The 18948-nt window shown below is 65.6% G+C and carries 17 protein-coding genes, 1 pseudogene and 1 riboswitch; of the genes and pseudogenes, 16 read left to right on the top strand and 2 right to left on the bottom strand.

What is annotated here, in order from left to right; genetic code table 11:
- Positions 1-107: 107 nt before the first annotated feature.
- The 5 genes from FAZ69_RS13720 to FAZ69_RS13700 are packed head-to-tail and all read left to right on the top strand — an operon-like array spanning position 108 to position 7097.
- Positions 108-2912, top strand: a complete 2805-nt coding sequence (locus FAZ69_RS13720) for a bacteriophage N4 adsorption protein A (RefSeq protein WP_136895298.1) — start codon at positions 108-110, stop codon at positions 2910-2912.
- An 18-nt stretch (positions 2913-2930) separates the two neighbouring features.
- Positions 2931-3632 carry an alginate O-acetyltransferase AlgF gene (locus FAZ69_RS13715; RefSeq protein ID WP_136895296.1) on the top strand — a complete coding sequence of 234 codons (702 nt, stop codon included), beginning with the start codon at positions 2931-2933 and terminating at the stop codon, positions 3630-3632.
- An 11-nt stretch (positions 3633-3643) separates the two neighbouring features.
- Positions 3644-5029: an MBOAT family O-acyltransferase gene (locus FAZ69_RS13710; protein WP_136895295.1), complete on the top strand. Its 1386-nt coding sequence runs from the start codon at positions 3644-3646 to the stop codon at positions 5027-5029.
- 5 nt (positions 5030-5034) lie between these two features.
- Complete coding sequence (locus FAZ69_RS13705; protein WP_240702227.1) at positions 5035-6096, top strand: alginate O-acetyltransferase AlgX-related protein; 1062 nt, start codon at positions 5035-5037, stop codon at positions 6094-6096.
- An 8-nt stretch (positions 6097-6104) separates the two neighbouring features.
- Positions 6105-7097, top strand: coding sequence for an alginate O-acetyltransferase AlgX-related protein (locus FAZ69_RS13700; protein ID WP_136895291.1), 993 nt, complete (start codon positions 6105-6107; stop codon positions 7095-7097).
- A 61-nt stretch (positions 7098-7158) separates the two neighbouring features.
- Here the strand turns inward: FAZ69_RS13700 and FAZ69_RS13695 are convergent, their stop codons facing one another.
- Entirely contained in the window at positions 7159-8103 is a 945-nt protein-coding gene (locus FAZ69_RS13695; protein ID WP_136895289.1) for a LysR family transcriptional regulator, read from the bottom strand.
- Positions 8104-8212: 109 nt separating this feature from the next.
- Here FAZ69_RS13695 and FAZ69_RS13690 point away from each other — a divergent pair, with 109 nt between their 5' ends.
- From FAZ69_RS13690 to FAZ69_RS34565, 11 genes and pseudogenes are all read left to right on the top strand, one after another.
- The gene (locus tag FAZ69_RS13690) at positions 8213-9724 is read left to right on the top strand and encodes a CoA-acylating methylmalonate-semialdehyde dehydrogenase (protein ID WP_136895287.1); all 1512 of its coding nucleotides are present in this window, start codon (positions 8213-8215) and stop codon (positions 9722-9724) included.
- 215 nt (positions 9725-9939) lie between these two features.
- On the top strand, positions 9940-10176 hold the full coding sequence (locus tag FAZ69_RS13685; protein WP_169708634.1) for a LysR substrate-binding domain-containing protein: 237 nt from the start codon (positions 9940-9942) through the stop codon (positions 10174-10176).
- Positions 10155-10397 carry a type 2 periplasmic-binding domain-containing protein gene (locus FAZ69_RS13680; protein ID WP_136895283.1) on the top strand — a complete coding sequence of 81 codons (243 nt, stop codon included), beginning with the start codon at positions 10155-10157 and terminating at the stop codon, positions 10395-10397. Before FAZ69_RS13685 ends, FAZ69_RS13680 begins: the two co-directional genes overlap by 22 nt.
- Positions 10398-10425: 28 nt before the next feature.
- Positions 10426-11337, top strand: coding sequence for a LysR family transcriptional regulator (locus tag FAZ69_RS13675; protein WP_136895281.1), 912 nt, complete (start codon positions 10426-10428; stop codon positions 11335-11337).
- A gap of 54 nt (positions 11338-11391) precedes the next feature.
- A complete protein-coding gene (locus FAZ69_RS13670; RefSeq protein ID WP_136895279.1) occupies positions 11392-12492 on the top strand; it encodes an NAD(P)H-dependent flavin oxidoreductase in 1101 nt (366 codons plus the stop codon).
- Between the two features lie 78 nt (positions 12493-12570).
- Positions 12571-12855, top strand: a complete 285-nt coding sequence (locus FAZ69_RS13665) for a hypothetical protein (RefSeq protein ID WP_136895277.1) — start codon at positions 12571-12573, stop codon at positions 12853-12855.
- Positions 12856-12921: 66 nt separating this feature from the next.
- A riboswitch (SAM-I-IV-variant riboswitch) is annotated at positions 12922-13025 on the bottom strand.
- Between the two features lie 164 nt (positions 13026-13189).
- Positions 13190-13894 carry a glutathione S-transferase C-terminal domain-containing protein gene (locus FAZ69_RS13660; protein WP_136895275.1) on the top strand — a complete coding sequence of 235 codons (705 nt, stop codon included), beginning with the start codon at positions 13190-13192 and terminating at the stop codon, positions 13892-13894.
- A 417-nt stretch (positions 13895-14311) separates the two neighbouring features.
- On the top strand, positions 14312-14542 hold the full coding sequence (locus FAZ69_RS13655) for a hypothetical protein (RefSeq protein ID WP_240702220.1): 231 nt from the start codon (positions 14312-14314) through the stop codon (positions 14540-14542).
- Between the two features lie 241 nt (positions 14543-14783).
- Positions 14784-15170: a hypothetical protein gene (locus FAZ69_RS13650; RefSeq protein ID WP_136895271.1), complete on the top strand. Its 387-nt coding sequence runs from the start codon at positions 14784-14786 to the stop codon at positions 15168-15170.
- On the top strand, positions 15167-16522 hold the full coding sequence (locus tag FAZ69_RS13645) for a hypothetical protein (protein ID WP_136895269.1): 1356 nt from the start codon (positions 15167-15169) through the stop codon (positions 16520-16522). Before FAZ69_RS13650 ends, FAZ69_RS13645 begins: the two co-directional genes overlap by 4 nt.
- Positions 16523-16527: 5 nt before the next feature.
- A pseudogene (locus FAZ69_RS34565) lies at positions 16528-16611 on the top strand (IS5/IS1182 family transposase); the annotation flags it as partial.
- 5 nt (positions 16612-16616) lie between these two features.
- Here the strand turns inward: FAZ69_RS34565 and FAZ69_RS13640 are convergent.
- A complete protein-coding gene (locus FAZ69_RS13640; RefSeq protein WP_136895267.1) occupies positions 16617-18845 on the bottom strand; it encodes a SulP family inorganic anion transporter in 2229 nt (742 codons plus the stop codon).
- Positions 18846-18948: the final 103 nt, after the last annotated feature.

The raw sequence follows: 18948 nt of genomic DNA, 5'->3' as shown, positions 1-18948 counted from the left end.
GTCGCTCTCTACCCGCCATCAGACGCGCTGCCCCAACGGCTATTTCGACGCTATTCGCCGGTCTCGTTTTCGCGAGCGCGTCAGCGTGTGCCGACGAAACGCTGGCTTTGCCGCTCACGGGCAGCGCGTATAGCGTCGCCCAGCAGGCCTACAGCGAATATGCGCGCGGCGATTACGGCGCAGCGGTTCGCGATGCCCGCGAGGCAGTTCGTTTGCGTCCGGACGTGCAGCGCCTGCATTCGCTGCTCGCGCGGGCCGAAGCGGCGTCGAGACGGCGGCTTGACGGGACACATGCGGGGGCGCATGCGGGGGCGCATGCGGGGGCGCATGCGGGGGCGCATGCGGGGGCGCATGCGGCTCCCGGCGCGCCGCACGAACCGGCCAGGCGCGACGCCGACGCTGCGGCAGCGGCCTTGGCCAAGGCCGCTGCCGCGCAACGTGCCGGCGAAGCGGCCGCGCATGCGCTCGATCTGCTCGCGCGCAACGATGCGGAAGGCGCGTCGAGCGCAATCGGCGAAGCCGTTACGCTGGCGCCCGACGTGTCGCAATACCGGCTTTTGCAGGTCAGTCTGCTGACGCGTCTGCAGGACATGAAGGCGGCGTACCGCGCGAGCCGCGAAGCGCTCGTAAGCGCGAGCGACGATTCGATGGTGTATGTGCTGCATGGCTATTTGCTGCAGCAAGACGGCCATTACGATGAGGCGCGCGCGTACTACGGACAGGCGCTCGCGGGCGACTCGCTCGGCGATGCGGACCTGCGCGCCGTTCGCCTGATCGTGGCCGATGCCGCGTTGAGCGCGGGCGACACGGCGTCGGCGCTCAAGGCCGTCGAACCCATACCGGACAGCGATGCCGATGCCCGCGAGCGGCGCCAGCTCGCACGGATGCTGGCGTCCGGCAGCACGATGGCGCGTCCTGCCCTGCAGCCGCCGCTCCTGCGTTGCATCGTCAACCGCTTCGGGCCTGTGTGCTCGCTGTTCGCATCGGAACGGCCGTCGCAAGCGTTTGCCGCAGCGGCGTATCGCGCGGCGGCCGACCATCGTCCGCAGGAAGCCGTCGATGTGTTCCAGATGGCCCTGCGCATCGGCGGTCCCAACCGGGAGCTCGAGGGACGGCGCGACGCCGTTCGCCGGCAACTCGCGCAGGAACCTGCGCGCGAGGCTTACGCGGCGATGGCCGACAACGATCCGGAACGAGCGCAGAAGGCGATCGCCGAGGCGATTTCGTATGCGCCGGACGTGATGTCGTACCGCTTGCTGCAGATCGATGCCTTGAGCCGCCAGCACCGGTATGCCGATGCGGAAGCGGCGGCGAGCGCCGCGATCCGGATTGACGACGAGGATGCGGTCCCGGTGCTGCTGCGCGGCTACCTGCGCCAGATGCAGGGCAGGTATGCCGCCGCCCGCGGCGACTATGAAAAGGCCGTGAAAAACGGCACGCTCAGCGACGACGACCTGCGCAACGTCCGGCTGTATGCCGCCGATGCGGCGATGGCCGCCGGCGATCCGGCATTCGCAGCCGGGACCTTGCAGCCTTTGCCGAAGGACGACGGGGAAGCGGCCTGGCGGCGCAGCCTGATCGCGTTCCATCGGCGCCATTCGGACCGCACGCAGCTGCAGGCGCCGTTTCTCGATTGCCGGCTGACGCCTTACGGCACGGTGTGCGAGGCGCGCCCTGCGGACGCTGCACCCGATGCGATGGTCCCTGCCATCTATCGCGCGCTCTCGAAAGGAGAAAACGCGACTGCGCTCGCGCTGGCGCGTGAGCTCGTTGCCGTCTCGCCGAAGCGCGGCACGTATCGACGCGTGCTGGCCGATGTGCTCGACGCGAGCGGCCGGCACGACGAAGCCCGCCAGGTGCGCTCCGAACTGAAGGACGCCGTGCCGGACCTGGGCTTCGCGTACCTCGCCGCGGTGTCTGGCGCGCCGGCAACGGCCGTGCAGGCGTTCGGGCAGATCGACGAGGCCGGCAGGCTGCCCCCCAAGGCGTTACGCGATGCGGGTTTCGCCGCGATCAATGCCGATGCGCGTCCGCTCGCGGCGAGCTACTTCCGCCGCAGCATCGACGCCGCCGGCGACGGCGACCTCGACCAGACGCCGCAGAGCCTCTACGAGACGCGCCGCGCGATATCCGAGCTCGAGCGTCAATGGGGCGCCTATGTCGCGCTGACTTACCGCGGCAGCAACAACATGCAGGCGGGCGGGAACCAGTCGGCGCTGGTCGGCGACAACCTGCAGATCGGCACCGAGGCCTGGTGGCGGCCGTCCGCGCTCGAGCGCGACGGCACGTGGGTCGATCTCTATGCACGGCTCACCGGCACGGCGTACAGCGCGCCGACCACGTCCACCAACGCGGTCACGGGCAATACCTTCACCGGCCAATCGCCGGCCGGCTGGCCGAGCCTGCTGTCCGCATTCGGTATCCGCTGGAAGCCGCTTGCTTCGCAGAACGTCATTGCCGCGTTCGAGCGGCAACAGGCGATCGGCTCGGCGGCGAAAAGCGACTGGCTCGCGCGGCTCGGCTACTCGTGGGGCGCCGGCACCGATCTGCGCTTCGATGTGCCGAGCTGGAACAGCGTGCAGGTCTACGCGGAGACCGGCGACTACCTGCTCGCCAGGACGCGTTACTTCACTTCGGAGGTGCAGGCCGGGCGCAGCTTCCGGCTGCCCGAAACAGGGTTCGGACACACGGTGCTGTGGCCGCACGCCGTGTTCGCGGCGGACTACAACGACGCCTACGACAAACCGTTGGCGGTGGGGGCGGGCGTCGGCGTCAATCTGCGCACGTGGCTGCGGGAAGACCGCTATCACGCGCCGCGTTCGTACTTCGACCTGTCCGTGCAGTACCGCCTGAGGGTCGCGGGCGACGAACGCGCGAAGGGCTGGTTCATTCGCAGCGTCTTCAACTATTGAAAAGGGAGTCTCTCGGTCATGGTAAAGAGCCATGCTTTTTCCATACGTGCCGGCCGCCTTCGCGCCGGCGTCACCCTGCTTGCGGGCATCGTCGTGCTGGCCTGGGGAGCCGGCTCGACGGCACAGGAGATTGCCCGGCTGTATGCACCGCAGGCGCCGGCCGGATCGAGCTACCTGCGCGTGGTGAATCCGTTGGCGGCGGCAGTCGATGTCGAGTTCGCGGGCGAGCGCGATACGCTCGATCCGAAGCGAAGGATGAGCACCGACTATCGCGTGGTCGATGCCGCCGCCGGTGTCGAGATCAAGGCCGATGGCCATGTGCTCGGGCACATCGGCGTCAAGCCGGGCACGTTCAACACCGTGGTGCTGACGGGCGCCGGCCAGCCGAGGCTGATCGCCGACACAGCCGACGGGCGCGACGACCTGAAGGCGGAGCTGCGTTTCTATAACCTCGCGCCCAAGTGCAACGGCTTGCTCGCGATCGAGAACGGCGCCACGGTGTTCGATCGCGTGACGAGCGGCGACGTCCGCAAGCGCGTGATCAATCCGGTCCAAGCTCGGCTGCAGGGGCGGTGCGAGGCCGCCGGAAGCACGGCCCCGGTCGCGTTGCCGCCGCTGAAATCAGGCGACCGCGCGAGCGTCTTTCTGCTCGGCGACGCCGGCGCACCGCGCCTCGTCATCCAGGCCGACGCCATCGAGCCTTACTCGGGCAGCCACTGAGCCGGACACCTATGGTCTTCGCGAGCATCAGCTTCGTCTTCGTTTTCTTGCCGATCTTCCTGCTGGCTTATGCGGCCGTGGGCTCGCGCTGGCGTAACGCAACCCTCCTCGTGTTCAGTTGGGTCTTCTATGCGTGGTGGCGTCCCGGCTTCCTGCCGCTGATCGTCTCGATCGCGCTCTGGTCGTGGTGCACGGGCCTTTGGATCGAGCGCGTCCCGGAGCGCCAAAAGCGCTGGGCGCTGCTCGCGGGCATCGCGTGGCCGCTCGTCGCGCTCGTGTGGTTCAAGTACGCAAACCTGCTGCACGACACGGCTCGATCAATCGGCGTGCCGCTCGGCGCATGGCAGGCCGTCATACTGCCGATCGGGCTGTCGTTCTTTGTCTTCGGCGCAATTTCCTATTCGGTCGACGTCTATAGCGGCACCGTTGCCGCCGAGCCGAACTTCGTCAACTACGCGACCTACCAGTCGATGTTCGGCCATCTCGTGGCGGGGCCGGTCGTTCGCTACGAATGGGTGGCCGAGCGGCTTCAGCGGCGCGCGTTCCATGCCGCGGAGTTCGCTGCCGGCGCCGAGCGGTTCATGCTCGGCTTTGCGCAGAAGATCCTGCTGGCCGATACGCTGGCGCCGCTCGTGACGAGCGGCTATCAGCTCACGTCACCGAGCGCGGCCGACGCTGCGCTGACCGTGCTGGCGTATGCGCTGCAACTGTATTTCGACTTCTGCGCATACAGCGGCATGGCGATCGGCTTGGGCCTGATGGTGGGGCTGCGGTTTCCCGAGAACTTCGATGCGCCTTATCTGGCCGGTTCGCTGTCGGAGTTCTGGCGCCGCTGGCATATCAGCCTGTCGGGCTGGCTGCGCGACTACCTTTACATTCCGCTGGGCGGCAGCCGCCAGAGCCTGCCGCGCAGCTGCATGAACCTGTTGATCACGATGGCGCTCGGCGGCTTGTGGCACGGCGCCAGCTGGACGTTCATGGTGTGGGGGCTGTGGCACGGCGCGGGCCTCGCGGCCGAAAGGCTGTGGCGTGCGCGGGGCGGGGCGAAGCTGCCGTTCTGGGCAGGCCATGCCGCGATGCTGCTGTTCGTGATGGCCGGCTGGCTGCTGTTTCGCGCCGAGACCTGGACGCAAGTGTCGACGCTGCTTGCAGCGCTCGGCGGCAAGCATGGATGGCAGGTATCGAGTGCGTTCGCTGCCGTGTCGAGGCCTAACCAGGCCGCCTGTCTGCTGATCGGCATCGCGCTCGTTTATTTGCCCGCGGCATGGTCGCGCTGGGAGCGGGGCCGCGCCTATGGCGAAGCGCTACTGCGTTATCTGGCCGTGCCGTTGTGGCTCGTTGCGCTGTGCGTGCTGCAGGGGCGCACCGTGGTCCCATTCCTCTATTTCCAATTCTGATCGTGATGCGCAAGCTCAACACGGCCGCTTTCGTCATCATCGTGATGTGCGGCGCCGCCGCGCTGCTTTGGCGGCTCAACGAAGAGGCCGGGCCGCTCGCTCAACTGCTGCGGCAGTCGTCGTGGCTCGACGGCGCCGCGACCCAGGCGCTGGACCGGCGCGTGGCTCAGGCGGCCATGCCGCAACCGGCGGTGCGGCGCGTGATCAACGGGCTGCTTTACGCGGTCACGGGCGACGCCGATCCGCAGGTGCGCCGCGGCTGTCCGGGGTGGCTTTTTCTCACGGAGGAAGTGGTCGAAACGCCCGGCGGCGAGCGCAACCTGCAGCGGCGTGTGCTGCTCGCGGGCAGGCTGCTGGCCGACCTCAGGAAACGCGGCATCGAAGTCGTGGCCGTGCCGGTGCCGGACAAGGTCGAGCAGGCGGCGGGCGAGCTGTGCGGGCTCGACGTGTCGTGGCAGGCGCGCGGACGGCGTCTTGCCTGGCAGCAGGCGAGCGCGGGCCTCGCGTTGCGTCAGGTCGATCTCCATGGCGGCTGGGTCGCCCCCGGCTATTGGCGTACCGATACGCACTGGAATCGCGAGGGCGCGAGATTCGCTGCCGGCCGCGTGGCGGCCGCAGCGCAGGCTTACGTGCCTGCCGGCGATGTGGTCATGCAACTGCGGGTGGCCGCGCGAACGCAGCCCCGCGGCGGCGACCTGGCGCGGCTGGCGGGAATAGACGGCAACGTGCCGCCGTTCGCGCCGCAGCCCGACCTCGACCGCGACGAGCAGCTCGAGATACGCCGAAGCGGCGGCTTGCTCGACAATGCGCCCGCCCCGGTCGTGATGCTGGCCGGCTCGTCCTATTCGCTCAACTCCGGCTTCTTCGATGACCTGCAGTTCGCGATGAAACAGGAGATCGCGCAGCAAAGCCGGGTGGGCAGCGGGTTTGCCGGCAGCGTGCTGCAGCTGCTGCGGCATGACCCGGAGCGGCTCGGCGGTATCCGGCTGCTGATATGGGAATGGCCTTTGCGCTCGCTGTACCAGCCATTGACGGATGAAGAGATTGCCTATTTGGAACAACGATGAGACTTCGAATGAAAGATCGCGATTCGCTGAAGAGCAAACCAAACCGGAGCCGCTGGACACGTTTCGCGGCATTGGCCGTGCTTGCCCTGGGAAGCCAGGCGCGCGCTGCGCCGTCCGTGATCGAAGGGCAGGACGGGTGGCTCTTTCCAGGCTGGGAAAGTACCGGGAAGGTCAATCGGGCGCAGCTCGAGGCCGATATCAAGCTGATCCAGCAAACAAAGGATGACCTGGCGGCGAAGCATGTCGCGCTGGTCCTGATGGTCGTGCCGGCCAAGGCGCCGTTCTATCCGCAACGGCTTCCTGCCGGAACGACGCTCTCGCCGCAGGTCCAGTCGCGCTACGGCGACATACTCGGCATGCTGTCGGCTGCGGGAATCGCCACCTTCGACGACCGGCAAGTGCTGCAGTCCGTCGAGCATGGCCAGCAGACCGCTTTTTATCGTGCTGACTATCACTGGACCGCATGGGCCGCCGAAGCATCGGCCGACGCGACCGCCGCGTTGATCCGAAGTCAGTTCGATCTGCCCGCTTCCGGAACAGGGACCGTGCTGGGTGAATGGACCAATGACCGCCGCTATGGCGATCTCGCGATGAACTTCATGTCGCCGGAGGATCGCAAGCGCATCGGCCGGGATACCTACACCGTGCGCAAGCAAGCCGATGGTGGTGACGGTCTGCTTGCCGATAGCGCACCGCCGCAGGTTCAGGTCGTGGGCAACAGTTTCGTGCAGCCGTACCTGGGGTATTCGCAAAAGCTTTCCAATGCCCTTGGTCAGCCGGTGGGGCTTATGTGGAATCCTGGCAACGTTGGTCCGTGGAAAACCTTCCTGGATACAGTGGAGAGTCCGGCATTCGCGCAACACCGGCCCAGAGTCGTCGTGTGGCAGCTCAATGAGGCGCAGCTCGAAAACAGCCCGAATTCAGCGGATAGCTGGGATCCCGCGGGTCTGGTGTCGGCCGGGACCTGGCTGGGTAGGGTCACTACCGCGCTTGCCAGATAGGTCCGTGTCGTCGGCTTCGGCCTCGTCCGCCGTGCGATGCTCCGTGAAATCGCTATTTCATCTACAGCGGAAAACCTTCCGCGAAATTTTCGCGTAAATAGCCGACAAAGAGCCCCACCGCGCGCGGCACATGGGACGTATAGGGGCGCAGGATATAGAGTTGCTCCGCGAAGGTGCCGGTGACGCGCCACTCGGGCAGGACGATGGCGAGCTTGCCCGCCTGCACGGCCGCCTGCGCCGTGAAATCGGGCAGCAGGGCGATGCCGAGATCATTGAGCGCCGCATCGCGCAGCGCTTCGCTGTTGTTGGCGGAGAACTGTCCGTTGACGGGTAGCGTGACGGCCGTCGCGGCGGACGCTTTGCGCGCCGTCCTGCGTTCCAAGGTCCACATCGCCGGCCCGGTCGTGCGCGGGTAGAACAGGCAGTCGTGCGCGGCAAGCTCCTGCGGAATCTTCGGCGTGCCGCGGCGGCGCAGATAGGCCCGCGTCGCCACGAGCACCGAATGCGTTTCGCAGAGCTTCCAGGCGACGTGCGTATCGGGCGCCGCCGCGCTGTGCCGGATCGCGAGATCGAAGCCTTCCGCCGCGAGCGAAATGAGCCGGTCGGACACCTCCAGCTGCACCTTGACCTCGGGATTGGCGCGCAGGAAGGCGGGCAGCTTCGGCAGCAGCTGCTGCCGCGCGAAGGCGACGGGCGCGGTGACGCGCACGAGCCCGCGCGCGACGCCGGCCAGCTCCCGCACGCTCGCGAAGCTCGCCGCGATCTGCTCGTACTGGTCCCGGATGTTGTCGACGAGCCGCTGCCCGGCCTCCGTCAGCCGGACGCTGCGCGTGGTGCGCTGCACCAGCGAGATACCGGCGGCGCGCTCCAGCTCCGAAATGCGCTGGCTCATTGCGGCCTTGCTGACGCCCAGGCGCGCCGCGGCGGCCGTGTAGCTGCCTTGCTCGGCGAGCATGCCGAGCCAGTGCAGGTGGGTCCAGAGTCCTTCGATCTTTTGGGTATCCATACACTCATTGTTCAATCTGATAAACAATGAGTTCAATGTTAGCGCCTTTTCAGTTCGGCCGCGGCTTCTTACACTTGCTCGCATCGCCATTTCACGCAAAGGAGACGACATGCAGGCCTACATCGACAGCGCGGACGTCGGACATTTCATCGACGGCAAGCGCGTGAGCGGCAGCGGCGAGCGCAGCCAGCCGGTATTCAACCCCGCCACCGGCGCGCGTGCGCGCAAGCTGCTGCTCGGCGAGGCGGCCGATGTCGACGCGGCGGTGACGAGCGCCAACGCCGCGTTTCCCGCGTGGCGCGATACGCCGCCGATCCGGCGCGCGCGCGTCATGCTGCGTTTCCTCGAGTTGATGAACAAGCATCGCGACGAGCTCGCGGCCATCATCACGGCCGAGCACGGCAAGGTGTTCTCCGATGCGCAAGGCGAGGTCTCGCGCGGCATCGACGTCATCGAATTCGCCTGCGGCATTCCGCAGCTCCTCAAGGGCGACTACACCGAGCAGGTGTCGACGGGCATCGACAACTGGACCATGCGCCAGCCGCTCGGCGTCGTCGCGGGCATCACCCCGTTCAACTTCCCGTGCATGGTGCCGTGCTGGATGTTCCCGGTCGCCATCGCGGCGGGCAACGCCTTCGTCTTGAAGCCTAGCGAGCGCGATCCGTCGGCGTCGCTGTTCATGGCGGAATTGCTGAAGGAGGCGGGGCTGCCCGACGGCATTTTCAACGTGGTGCAGGGCGACAAGACGGTGGTCGATGCGCTGCTCGTGCATCCCGACGTCAAGGCCGTGAGCTTCGTCGGCTCGACTCCCATCGCCAACTACATCTACGAGACGGGCGCGAAGCACGGCAAGCGCGTGCAGGCGCTCGGCGGCGCGAAGAACCACATGGTCATCATGCCGGACGCCGACCTCGACAAGGCCGTCGATGCGCTGATCGGCGCCGCCTACGGCTCCGCGGGCGAGCGCTGCATGGCGATCTCGGTGGCGCTCCTGGTGGGCGACGTCGCCGACAGGATCATGCCGCGTCTCGCCGAGCGGGCCCGCGCGCTGGTCGTCAAGAACGGCATGGAAGCCGACGCCGAGATGGGCCCGATCGTGACGCGCCAGGCGCTCGAGCGCATCGAAGGCTATATCGACCTGGGCGTGAAGGAAGGCGCGACGCTCGTCGTCGACGGCCGCGGCCTGAAGGTGCCCGGCCATGAGGACGGCTTCTTCACGGGCGGCACGCTGTTCGACAACGTCACGCCCGAGATGCGCATCTACAAGGAAGAGATCTTCGGTCCGGTGCTCGCGTGCGTGCGCGTCAGGGACTTCACGCAGGCGGTCGACTTGATCAACGCGCACGAGTTCGGCAACGGCGTCGCTTGCTTCACGAGCGATGGCCACGTGGCCCGCGAGTTCGGCCGCCGCATCGAAGTCGGCATGGTCGGCATCAACGTGCCGATTCCGGTGCCGATGGCGTGGCACGGTTTCGGCGGCTGGAAGCGCAGCCTGTTCGGCGATACGCATGCGTACGGCGAGGAAGGCGTGCGGTTCTATACGAAGCAGAAGTCGATCATGCAGCGCTGGTCCGAGAGCATCGAGAAGGGCGCTGAGTTTGCGATGCCGACGGCGAAGTAAGCGGCATTCGAGCTGAGCAAGAGCGAAGAGCGGCCATTGGCCGCTCTTCGCTTTTTATTTCGCCGCAAGAAGCGTTTCCTGCGGCTCAAGAGTGTTTTTCCCGAAGGTCCGTTGCCGCTCGTCGGCGAAACAAGAACAATCTCGTCAAGAAGTTGACGGGAGCCATATGGACTATTCATCGCCGGGATCGTCTTGCGCTGCTGCAGCGCAAAGCGATGAACGTGGGCCGCCTGCGCATCGGAGCCCTGGAAAGCACCGCTGCGACGCGCCTGCCCGCGTTGCTTGCGTCCTACCACAGCCGCTGGCCGCAGGTCGAACTCGAGATTTCCATCGGCACGTCCTGCTCGCTCGTCGAAGACGTGATGGCGCAACGCGTGGACTGCGCTTTCGTCGCCGAAGCGGGCCAAATCGAACCTCGGCTGGTGCTGAAATGCAGTCGCGCTGGCAGGTGATGGAGCTGGCCTCCTATCACACGATGCTGGCTTGCGTCGCCGCGGGGACGTGTTTCGCGCTGTGCCCCAAGCCGGTGTTGGATCTGCAATGTGCGCCGGAGAATGTCCGCGCCCAGGAAATCGCCAAGGCCGATACCTGTCTCGTCACGCGCTCGGCGTACAGTAGCGGTGCGTACGAGGCGCTGCTTCGATCCGTCGAGATCCGGGTTCGCGCCGTGTGAACCATGAACCAGACGGCGAGCCCAAACCATGCAGCGTCAATTCGAAGATCTCGTTCTTGGCAGCATCGAGCTGTTTTGCCTCGCGGCGGAGCTGCAGAGCTTCACGCTCGCGGCGAACTCGGCCAGCGTCACGCCGGCTGCGGTGAGCCGTGCGGTGGCGCGTCTCGAGACGCGTCTCGGTGCGCGGCTGTTCGTGCGCACGACGCGGCAGATCCGGCTCACCGAATTGGGCAAGCGCTACTTCGAGCAATGCCGGCAGGCATTGAACCAGCTCGCGGACGCCGAGCGCGAAGCGACCGGTCAGCAGACCACGCCCGCCGGCCAGCTGCGCATCAGCATGCCGACGCCGTACGGCCACTATCGCGTCCTGCCGATTCTTGCGGAGTTTCGCGCGAACTATCCCGACGTCACGGTCGAAACGCACTTGAGCAACCGCAACATCGACTTCGCGGAAGAGGGCTTCGACCTCGCGATCCGAGGACGCGCGCCGCGCGACTCCGCCTTGATCGCCCGCAAGCTCGAGGATGCGGAGATCGTCGTGGTGGCCGCGCCCGAGTATCTGCGGCGAGCCGGCAAGCTGAATACGCCGGACGATCTTGCGCATCACGATTGCATCCAGTTCGAGCTGCCGAGCACCGGCCGCAATTTGCCCTGGGTGTTCCAGCAGGACGGCGAGACCGTCGAGATCAGCACGCGCGGCGGCTACGGTTCGTCGGGCGACGCGCTGGCCGGCGTGACGCTCGCGCGCAACGGCGCGGGCGTCTTCCAGACCTACCGGTTCATCGTCGAGCAGGACATAGCGAACGGCGCGCTCGAGGTCGCGCTCGCGCGCTACGGCGGCTGCTCGCGGCCGTTCTATCTGCTTTATCCGCACGCGCGGCACCTGTCGTCGCGCGTGCGCTGTTTCGTGGACTTCCTGATGATGAAGCTGGCGGCATAGCCAGCCCGTCGGCAGCCCGCTTGCGGCTCAACCTTATTTGAAGAGGACAGCGACATGGCTCACCCCAAAGACCATCGATCCCTGCTGCATTTGCTGGGCATCGACAAGCCGATCATCCAGGCGCCGATGGCCGGCGTCGCCCCGCCGGCGCTTGTCGCCGCGGTATCCAACGCGGGGGGGCTCGGCTCGCTGGCCGTAGGCGCGATGAATGCCGACGGCGCGCGCCAAGCCATCAGGGAAACGCGGGCGCTGACGGCGAAGCCCTTCAACGTCAACGTCTTCTGCCACAGCCCCGCGATGGCGGACCCGGACATGGAGAGCGGCTGGCTGAAGTGGCTCGCGCCGCATTTCGAGCGGTACGGCGCGACGCCGCCCGCGTCGCTATCGGAGATCTACACGAGCTTTCTGGCGTACCCGGAGATGGTCGAGGTGTTTCTCGAAGAGAAGCCGGCGGTGGTCAGCTTCCACTTCGGCTTGCCGGCTGCGGAAGTGATTGCCGATCTGAAGAACGCGGGCATCAAGCTGCTGGCTTCGGCGACCAATCTCGACGAGGCCGCGCAGGTCGCCGCGGCCGGCGTGGACGCCATCGTGGCGCAAGGGATCGAGGCGGGCGGCCATCGAGGCGTATTCAACCCCGATGGCTTCGACGACCGCTTGGGCACGTTCGCACTGACGCGCCTTCTGGTGGAGGCGTTCGACCTGCCCGTCATTGCGTCGGGCGGCATCATGGATGGCGCGGGCATCGCGGCGGCGCTGGCGCTCGGCGCACAGGCCGCGCAGCTCGGCACGGCCTTCGTGGCCTGCCCGGAATCGTCGATCGACGAAGGCTACCGCCGTGCGCTGCTTGGCGATGCGGCGCGCCGCACGACGTTCACCGCGGCGATTTCCGGGCGCCTCGCTCGAAGCATGGTGAACACGTTCACCGAGCTGGGCAGCGATGCGAACGCGCCGAAGCCGCCCGAGTACCCGATCACCTACGACGCGGGCAAGGCGCTGCATGCGGCGGCGAAGGCGAAGGGCGAGTTCGGCTACGGCGCGCAATGGGCTGGGCAGGCGGCGGCGCTGGCGCGGTCGATGCCGGCTGCGGAACTGGTTGCGCAATTGGAGCGCGAGTTGCGCGAGAGCGTGCAGCAATTGCGGCAATGGGCCGGCTGAGGCGTCTACGCAACTCGCGCGGGGGAAGCGGGAACCGCTGTCTGCTTCCCCGTCGAATCAGCCTGATCGGCCAAACCGGTGTTCCAGTCGAATGCGCAACACGCCATCGAGTATCAAGAGTTGCTCGCGCAGCGCCCTGGCTCGCCGCTCGCCAATACCTTCCAGAACGATCGTCTGATCCAGGACGTCGCCGCTTCGCCGCACCGCGAAATGATTGACGGACGCTTGCTGCTCTTCGAGATGCGCTGCGACGCGCGACACGACGTCGAGGCTTGCGACGGAGACGAGTTGAAGTGTGTGAGTCAGCTGAAAACCCGGCAGATGTTGCGACCAATTCTCTACGTGGTCCGCTGCGGGTTGTGAGGATGCATGCTGGTGCATAGAAGCTCCGGAAAGTAAGGATGTTCGAACCGGTGCCAGCTGTCTATGCCGCTCCCGCTTCGTTGCCGTCAATCGGCCGCATCGCCCTGAGGCGTCCACCTTGCCCGGGAAGGCAGGTTGGCGTCGGAATCATCCGACTCTTGATGCAAGGGCGAATGATAGCAGATGACCGATGGATCACCTGGGGCAGCCGAAAGCAAGCCAAACTCAGCGCGGGTAGAATTTCGCGGTGCGTTTCATCCGGCGCGAATCTTGCGCGGACTTCGAAACGCAATCGCATGCCGCCGCTATCCGCCACAGAACTCCAGGACCACGCATGAGCAACCTCGCCGACTTCCCGATCACCGCCAAATGGCCCGCGCAGCATCCTGAACGCATCCAGCTCTACTCGCTGCCGACGCCGAACGGCGTCAAGATTTCGATCATGCTCGAAGAGACCGGGCTGCAATACGAGCCGCATCTCGTGCGCTTCGACACCAACGATCAGATGTCGCCGGAATTTCTCTCGCTCAATCCGAACAACAAGATCCCGGCGATTCTCGATCCCGTCGGTCCCGATGGAAAGCCGCTCGCCCTGTTCGAATCGGGCGCGATCCTGATCTATCTCGCCGACAAGAGCGGGCAGCTGATTCCGCAGGACGCCACCGGCCGCTACGAAACGATCCAGTGGCTGATGTTCCAGATGGGCGGCATCGGCCCGATGTTCGGCCAGGTCGGCTTCTTCCACAAGTTCGCGGGCAAGGAGTACGAGGACAAGCGTCCGCGCGACCGCTACATCGCCGAGTCTCGGCGGCTTCTCGGCGTGCTCGAAGGGCGGCTTGGCGGGCGCCGCTGGATCATGGGCGACGACTACACGATCGCCGATATCGCCACGTTCCCGTGGGTGCGCAACCTGGTCGGCTTCTACGAGGCGGGCGATCTCGTGGGCTTCGCGGATTTTCCGCAGGTGCGGCGCGCGCTCGCCGCGTTCCTCGACCGGCCGGCAGTGGCGAAGGGGCTCGATATTCCGAAGCGCGTCTAGGGTCTGTTCACACTAATTACAGGCTAGCCTTTGGAATGATTTTGTTTAAACATGGGAACGTGTTTTGCCGGCCGTAATCCGGCGTAGAGGGGAAGACGTTTGATGTCGGATGACAAGGCGACCGGGGTTGCCCGGTCGGCCACGGCGGAGTCCCGATTTGCGGAAGTCTTTCAGATTTCTCGCGTCAATCATTGAGCCGACTAGTTCGCAGGTAATTGAAAGAATTTCGATTGAAACTCTAAAGAATCTTCGATTGGTGTCGAAAACATCATAATAAAGCGCGAGTGCGTAGGCATTCGCCCAAATCAACAAGACCAATCGAGGACCCGCAGCGCAACCGGCGCCGGGTAGAACAAATGACAAACCGGTATCGAGGGCGGCGTCCATACTACGGGGTATTGGGCACCACGCAATTCGTTGCTGTTTGGCTGGCGGCTGTGTCCATGGCCGGCATCCGTCAATATCTCGCCGACCGTTCCTGGCGTATCGCAGAACCCTCATCGCTCATTCAACTTCGGCGCCACCGGCACGACGCTGAATGGCACCGGCATTAACGCCCGGGCCACTGTCAATCAGGTCATCAGCACCAATCCGAACCTGATCGAGGGGCAACTGGGCGTGATCGGCCAAGAATACACACGCCAATAAACGTCAAATAAAGCTCTGTCTGCAAACGGTGGCGGACAGGACTCATGTATCGAGGAAAACAAATATGAAAAGGAACAGTCTAGCCAGAGGGGCTGTGGCATTTGTGTTTACGTGCTCGCTCGCGGCTTGCGGCGGCAGCAGTTCCGCCTCCACTCAGTCGGCCAGCAGCGGTTCTACGTCCAATAGCGGCTCTACCTCCAGTGCATCCGGGACCTATACCCCCGCAGGAAACGCGGCGACGGTGGAGGGTATTGACTCAGCCAGCCGTGGCTATCGCGACGATGTTCAACAGTTGATCGACGATAAGTACTCCGCGGTGCCGGCGGTGAAGGCAGCTGCGGAATCGGCGGCACGCGTCTTGCAGACCAGCATTCGTAGCTCGACGCTTAGCATTGCCGATACGAGTAGCTTCGTGATTGCCGAGGGGCAGGCCGGAACGTGCGCCGCGGTGAATGTAAGCGAGGAGCACGAGCGAGAACTGTTTGAGGCTATCAACGCGGTGTATGCACGGACGTTCAACACCGATGCACGTCTCGCGGCACGGCGGCAATTTATTGCTCACGCGACCAATGTCACCGTGCTCGACGCGGATCCGTCGGCCTGCGCGCCTGCTAGGGCGGCTCAATGACTCGAGCACTTGGACGTCGCGTCGCCGTATCGGTCCTGGCGATTGCGATCCTATTCAGCGGCTTCGTTCGATCAGTTTTCGCTAGTTCGGCCGTGCTCACCTCCGGCCCCTTCGCGGTGTGCACCACGTCGCCGATCGTGTACTACGTCAATGGGGTCGGGGCGCCGAATGAGTTTGAGGAGCAAGCGGAGGCCACAAAGCTCGGGGCTCGAATGGATCAATACGGCCAGCCGCACTATGGCCCTGTTCATTCGCTCTATAACCCGTCTGAAGGGTTGGTCCTGGACATCTTTCGCAAGCTGATCGCGCAGAAGTTCGGCGAGTACCTCGATAGCGCACCCGCATGGGAATTCATCGAACAGGGGCTAAGGCTGATCGGGGCCGTGCCCAACACACTTGCCGGTGCGGACTTGGACGCGGTTGCGCAGGTGGAACGCGACGCTGTGGCTACGACGGTGCTGAATGGTTTGGATCCCGCAGCGGCGGCCACGCTCGAGCGGATCACCGCTCGATTGACAGTAGACGCGTCATTCGGAGAAAAGGTGGTTATCGTCGCCCACTCCGAGGGCAATATGTTTGCTCAGGCACTGTATAAACGAACGCAGCTGGCAATTCCAAACTCGTATAACCCGGGCGCCTACGAGATCGCGCCGCAAATTCAAGTCGTCAACGTCGCAACGCCGGCGAACGCGCCGGACACGGGCTTGTACGTCACCAGCATGGAGGACCGCGTAATTGCAAAGGCGGCGGTTTTGCTTGCCTCCACATATGGTCTGCTCGCGCCAGCGCCTGCCAACTTCGATTCTGGCGCGGCGACTTACAGCTATGACAAATTGGGCCACGCTTTTGTCGGCGTCTATTTGAACCAACAACTCGGGCTCGAAGCGCAAACGCTTGGGTTGATGAAGTCTGCCGCTGCGAATGCAAGCTCATTCGGGTACTACAACCCAGAGGGGCCGATGGAAATTGCGGCATCGGTGGATGACGGTTCCACTACCTATACTGTCACTGCTCCGGACGGTAGCAATACCACCAGCGTTGTAAGCGGCGGCTCAACGCAAGTCATCTTTCAGCCAACGTGCGACCAATTGAAGGAGGGCACATATCGCATCCAGGCGGTTATCACGCCATCGTACTTGCGTGGATTTACGTCTCCATATCTAGCCAGTACATCGGTCACGGCTGTGCGTCCACTTACGCAAATACCGCCGCGCGGCTCGACTCCATTATTTTGGTATATGAACTTTGGTCAAGATCCCTCACCGGTGACCATGGAATCAGCGGACATTGTCGTGGCAAAAGATTCCGTGCGTGGTGGTTTCGACGAAACCTACTATAGGTACCACCCTTAGACTTAATTACCTCGCGGATTGCTCGTTGGGGCGTCGAAAGCGGTGAAAAGCTGGGCCGCCATCGTCGGGTCGTCGAACGCACACGTGCCTAGCCTCAATAAGCGGCGCGCAGCGCCTCATTGGCGACGGCGAGCCTGGATGCGATGACCTTGACGAGAAAGCGATGGAACTGCTGCGCGGCCTCGGGGTTGTCGCGCTCGAGCTCGGCGAGCGCCGCGAGCGACAGGCGCCGCACGCGCGTGGGCGCTTCGGCGTGCACGTCCGCGCTGCGCCGCTCCCGCGTGTACACGGCCATCTCGCCGACGACCGTGCCGGGCCCGAACGAACGCAGCCGCACCGAGCGGGCGCCCGCGAGCGGCAGCGAGACCGCCACGCGTCCGCGCTCGACGAGGTAGAGCGCGTCGCCGGGCTCGCCGCGCCTGAACAACGCCTGACCTGCCTGCAGGTCGCACGTTTCGAGCCGCGCGGTCAGCGCGTCGAGCGCGCTCGGTGAGAAATGCGGCGCCAGCGCCGCATGGAAATTGTCTTCACGATCCGCCGCGCGCGCGGTCGGCGCGAGCAACTGTTCCTCGACCCATTCCAGCCCCGCATCGAGCGTGTCGAACTCGTGAATCCGCAGCTTGAGCGTGCCGGTCTTCACGAGCAGATCGCGCGAGCGATGCGGCAGGGCCGTCAGCACGAGGTCCGCGTTCATCTTCGCGCAGAGCTGCCGGAGCTTGACGAAGCTGATCGACACCGAAGCATCCATGCCGTTGGTCGCGGCGAAATCGAGCACCACGTAGCGGACCGGCGCCGCATCGCGCGCGGCGAGCCGCGTGCGGATGCGCTGCAGGATCGAATTGGCCGTGCCGAAGAACAGAAAGCCTTGCAGGCACATCCCGCAGACCTGCGTGCCGATCCGGCGAAGCTGCTGGGTCTCCTCGATGCTGCGTTCGACGGCCGAGGTGCGGGTCGCGGCGTCGAACTCCATGCGTATGCAGCTGACGCGGCCATAGAGCAGCGTGAACGTCACGCAGGCGGCGACGATGCCGGCCACCACGCCCGCGATCACGCCATACCCGGCGATGACGACGAGGATCGCGGGCACCAGCAGATACTCGTACCAGGCGAGCTTCGCATACGCGCCGACGAGCCACTCCATCAGCAAGCGCAGTCCCATGAAAAGCTGCAGCCCGACCAGCACCGGCACCGGGAACAACGCGACGAGATCCGGCGAGACCGCGAGCACGATCAGGCACGCGAGCGCCGCGAACACGCCTGCGACCCGGCTCGTCGCGCCGGCGCGCGCGTTGAGCATCGAGCGGTTGAACGATTGGTAGCCGACGGTGCCGCCGAGCAGTCCGCTCGCGACATTGGCGAGGCCCGCCGCGCGCATCTCGCGATTGAGGTCGACGTCCTGGCCCGTCGCCGCGCCGATGGCGGTCGAATTCATCAGGATCGTGACCGCCGAGGCCGTCGTGACCACCAGGGTTTCGGGCAGGTGCGCGCCGATGGCGGCCCAGTCGACGCGGGCCTGCGCGAACGGCGCGGGCACATGCAGCACGGGAAGCTGCGGCAGGTGCAGCGCCATGCGCGGCAGCAGCAGGCCCATGCTGCGCGCGCCGTCGATCGAGAGGCCCGCTGCGTGCAGCAGGCCGTAGAACAGTGCGATCCCGAACGCGAGCACGAGCGGCAAGGCGGCCGCGTGCTTCCAGGTGCGGGTCAGGAGCGTGGCCAGCACGCCCACGAGCAATGCGGGCGCCCACGCGAGCCAGTGCAGGTGCGCGAGCAGCGCGAGCGTGCGCCACGCGAGCGGCTCGCCCGTCAGCACGCGCAACGCGCCGGCCAGCAGCAGGAAGCCCGTGCCGGCCAGGAAGCCGCCCACCACCGGATACGGCAGGAACTGCAGCGAGCGGCTGCGTTTCGTGGACCCCAGCGCGTAAAGCACGATGCCCGTCACGATCGAGCAGACCGCGATGGCGATCAGGACCGTCAGGAGAATCGTCTGCGGGGAACCGCCGTCGGCGCGCACGCTGCTCGCCACGCCTGCCGCGACGCCCGCGAGAAACGCCGTGGCGTTGCTGTCGGGGCCGGCGATGTTCAGGCGCATCGAGCTCGTCAACGCGATCACGAGCGCGGTCACGACGCAGCTCACGAGCGCGGTCGGCACGCCGAGCACGGCGTAGCGCGCGAGGTCCGCGCTGAAGATCAGCGTGCCGAGGCTCATTGCGTAGCAGAGCATGACGAGCATCGAGACGACGCCTGCCGTCATGTCGCCGAGCAAGCCCTCGATGCGGGAGCTCGGAGCGGCCTCGGAGACTGAGCCTGTCGTATCCGGTTTCACGGCGACTCCCGATGACATGCGGCGGCGCGCGGGATGCATCGGTCAGTATCCGTCCCGGTTTCGAGCACTGTCAAACGTCATACGGTGTGCTGGGTGAGCGCCT

This window comes from Trinickia terrae (assembly GCF_005144415.1).
Classification (GTDB): Bacteria; Pseudomonadota; Gammaproteobacteria; order Burkholderiales; family Burkholderiaceae; genus Trinickia_A; species Trinickia_A terrae.
Note: the sequence above shows the minus strand (reverse complement) of the source record. Positions and strands in the feature narration are given on the sequence as shown.

Bases quoted from the DNA above. Each gene is read 5' to 3' on its own strand.
- FAZ69_RS13715 (WP_136895296.1), top strand. From the start codon at position 2,931: ATGGTAAAGAGCCATGCTTTTTCCATACGTGCCGGCCGCCTTCGCGCC.
- FAZ69_RS13710 (WP_136895295.1), top strand. From the start codon at position 3,644: ATGGTCTTCGCGAGCATCAGCTTCGTCTTCGTTTTCTTGCCGATCTTC.
- FAZ69_RS13705 (WP_240702227.1), top strand. From the start codon at position 5,035: ATGCGCAAGCTCAACACGGCCGCTTTCGTCATCATCGTGATGTGCGGC.
- FAZ69_RS13700 (WP_136895291.1), top strand. From the start codon at position 6,105: ATGAAAGATCGCGATTCGCTGAAGAGCAAACCAAACCGGAGCCGCTGG.
- FAZ69_RS13695 (WP_136895289.1), bottom strand. From the start codon at position 8,103: ATGGATACCCAAAAGATCGAAGGACTCTGGACCCACCTGCACTGGCTC.
- FAZ69_RS13690 (WP_136895287.1), top strand. From the start codon at position 8,213: ATGCAGGCCTACATCGACAGCGCGGACGTCGGACATTTCATCGACGGC.
- FAZ69_RS13685 (WP_169708634.1), top strand. From the start codon at position 9,940: ATGAACGTGGGCCGCCTGCGCATCGGAGCCCTGGAAAGCACCGCTGCG.
- FAZ69_RS13680 (WP_136895283.1), top strand. From the start codon at position 10,155: ATGCAGTCGCGCTGGCAGGTGATGGAGCTGGCCTCCTATCACACGATG.
- FAZ69_RS13675 (WP_136895281.1), top strand. From the start codon at position 10,426: ATGCAGCGTCAATTCGAAGATCTCGTTCTTGGCAGCATCGAGCTGTTT.
- FAZ69_RS13670 (WP_136895279.1), top strand. From the start codon at position 11,392: ATGGCTCACCCCAAAGACCATCGATCCCTGCTGCATTTGCTGGGCATC.
- FAZ69_RS13660 (WP_136895275.1), top strand. From the start codon at position 13,190: ATGAGCAACCTCGCCGACTTCCCGATCACCGCCAAATGGCCCGCGCAG.
- FAZ69_RS13645 (WP_136895269.1), top strand. From the start codon at position 15,167: ATGACTCGAGCACTTGGACGTCGCGTCGCCGTATCGGTCCTGGCGATT.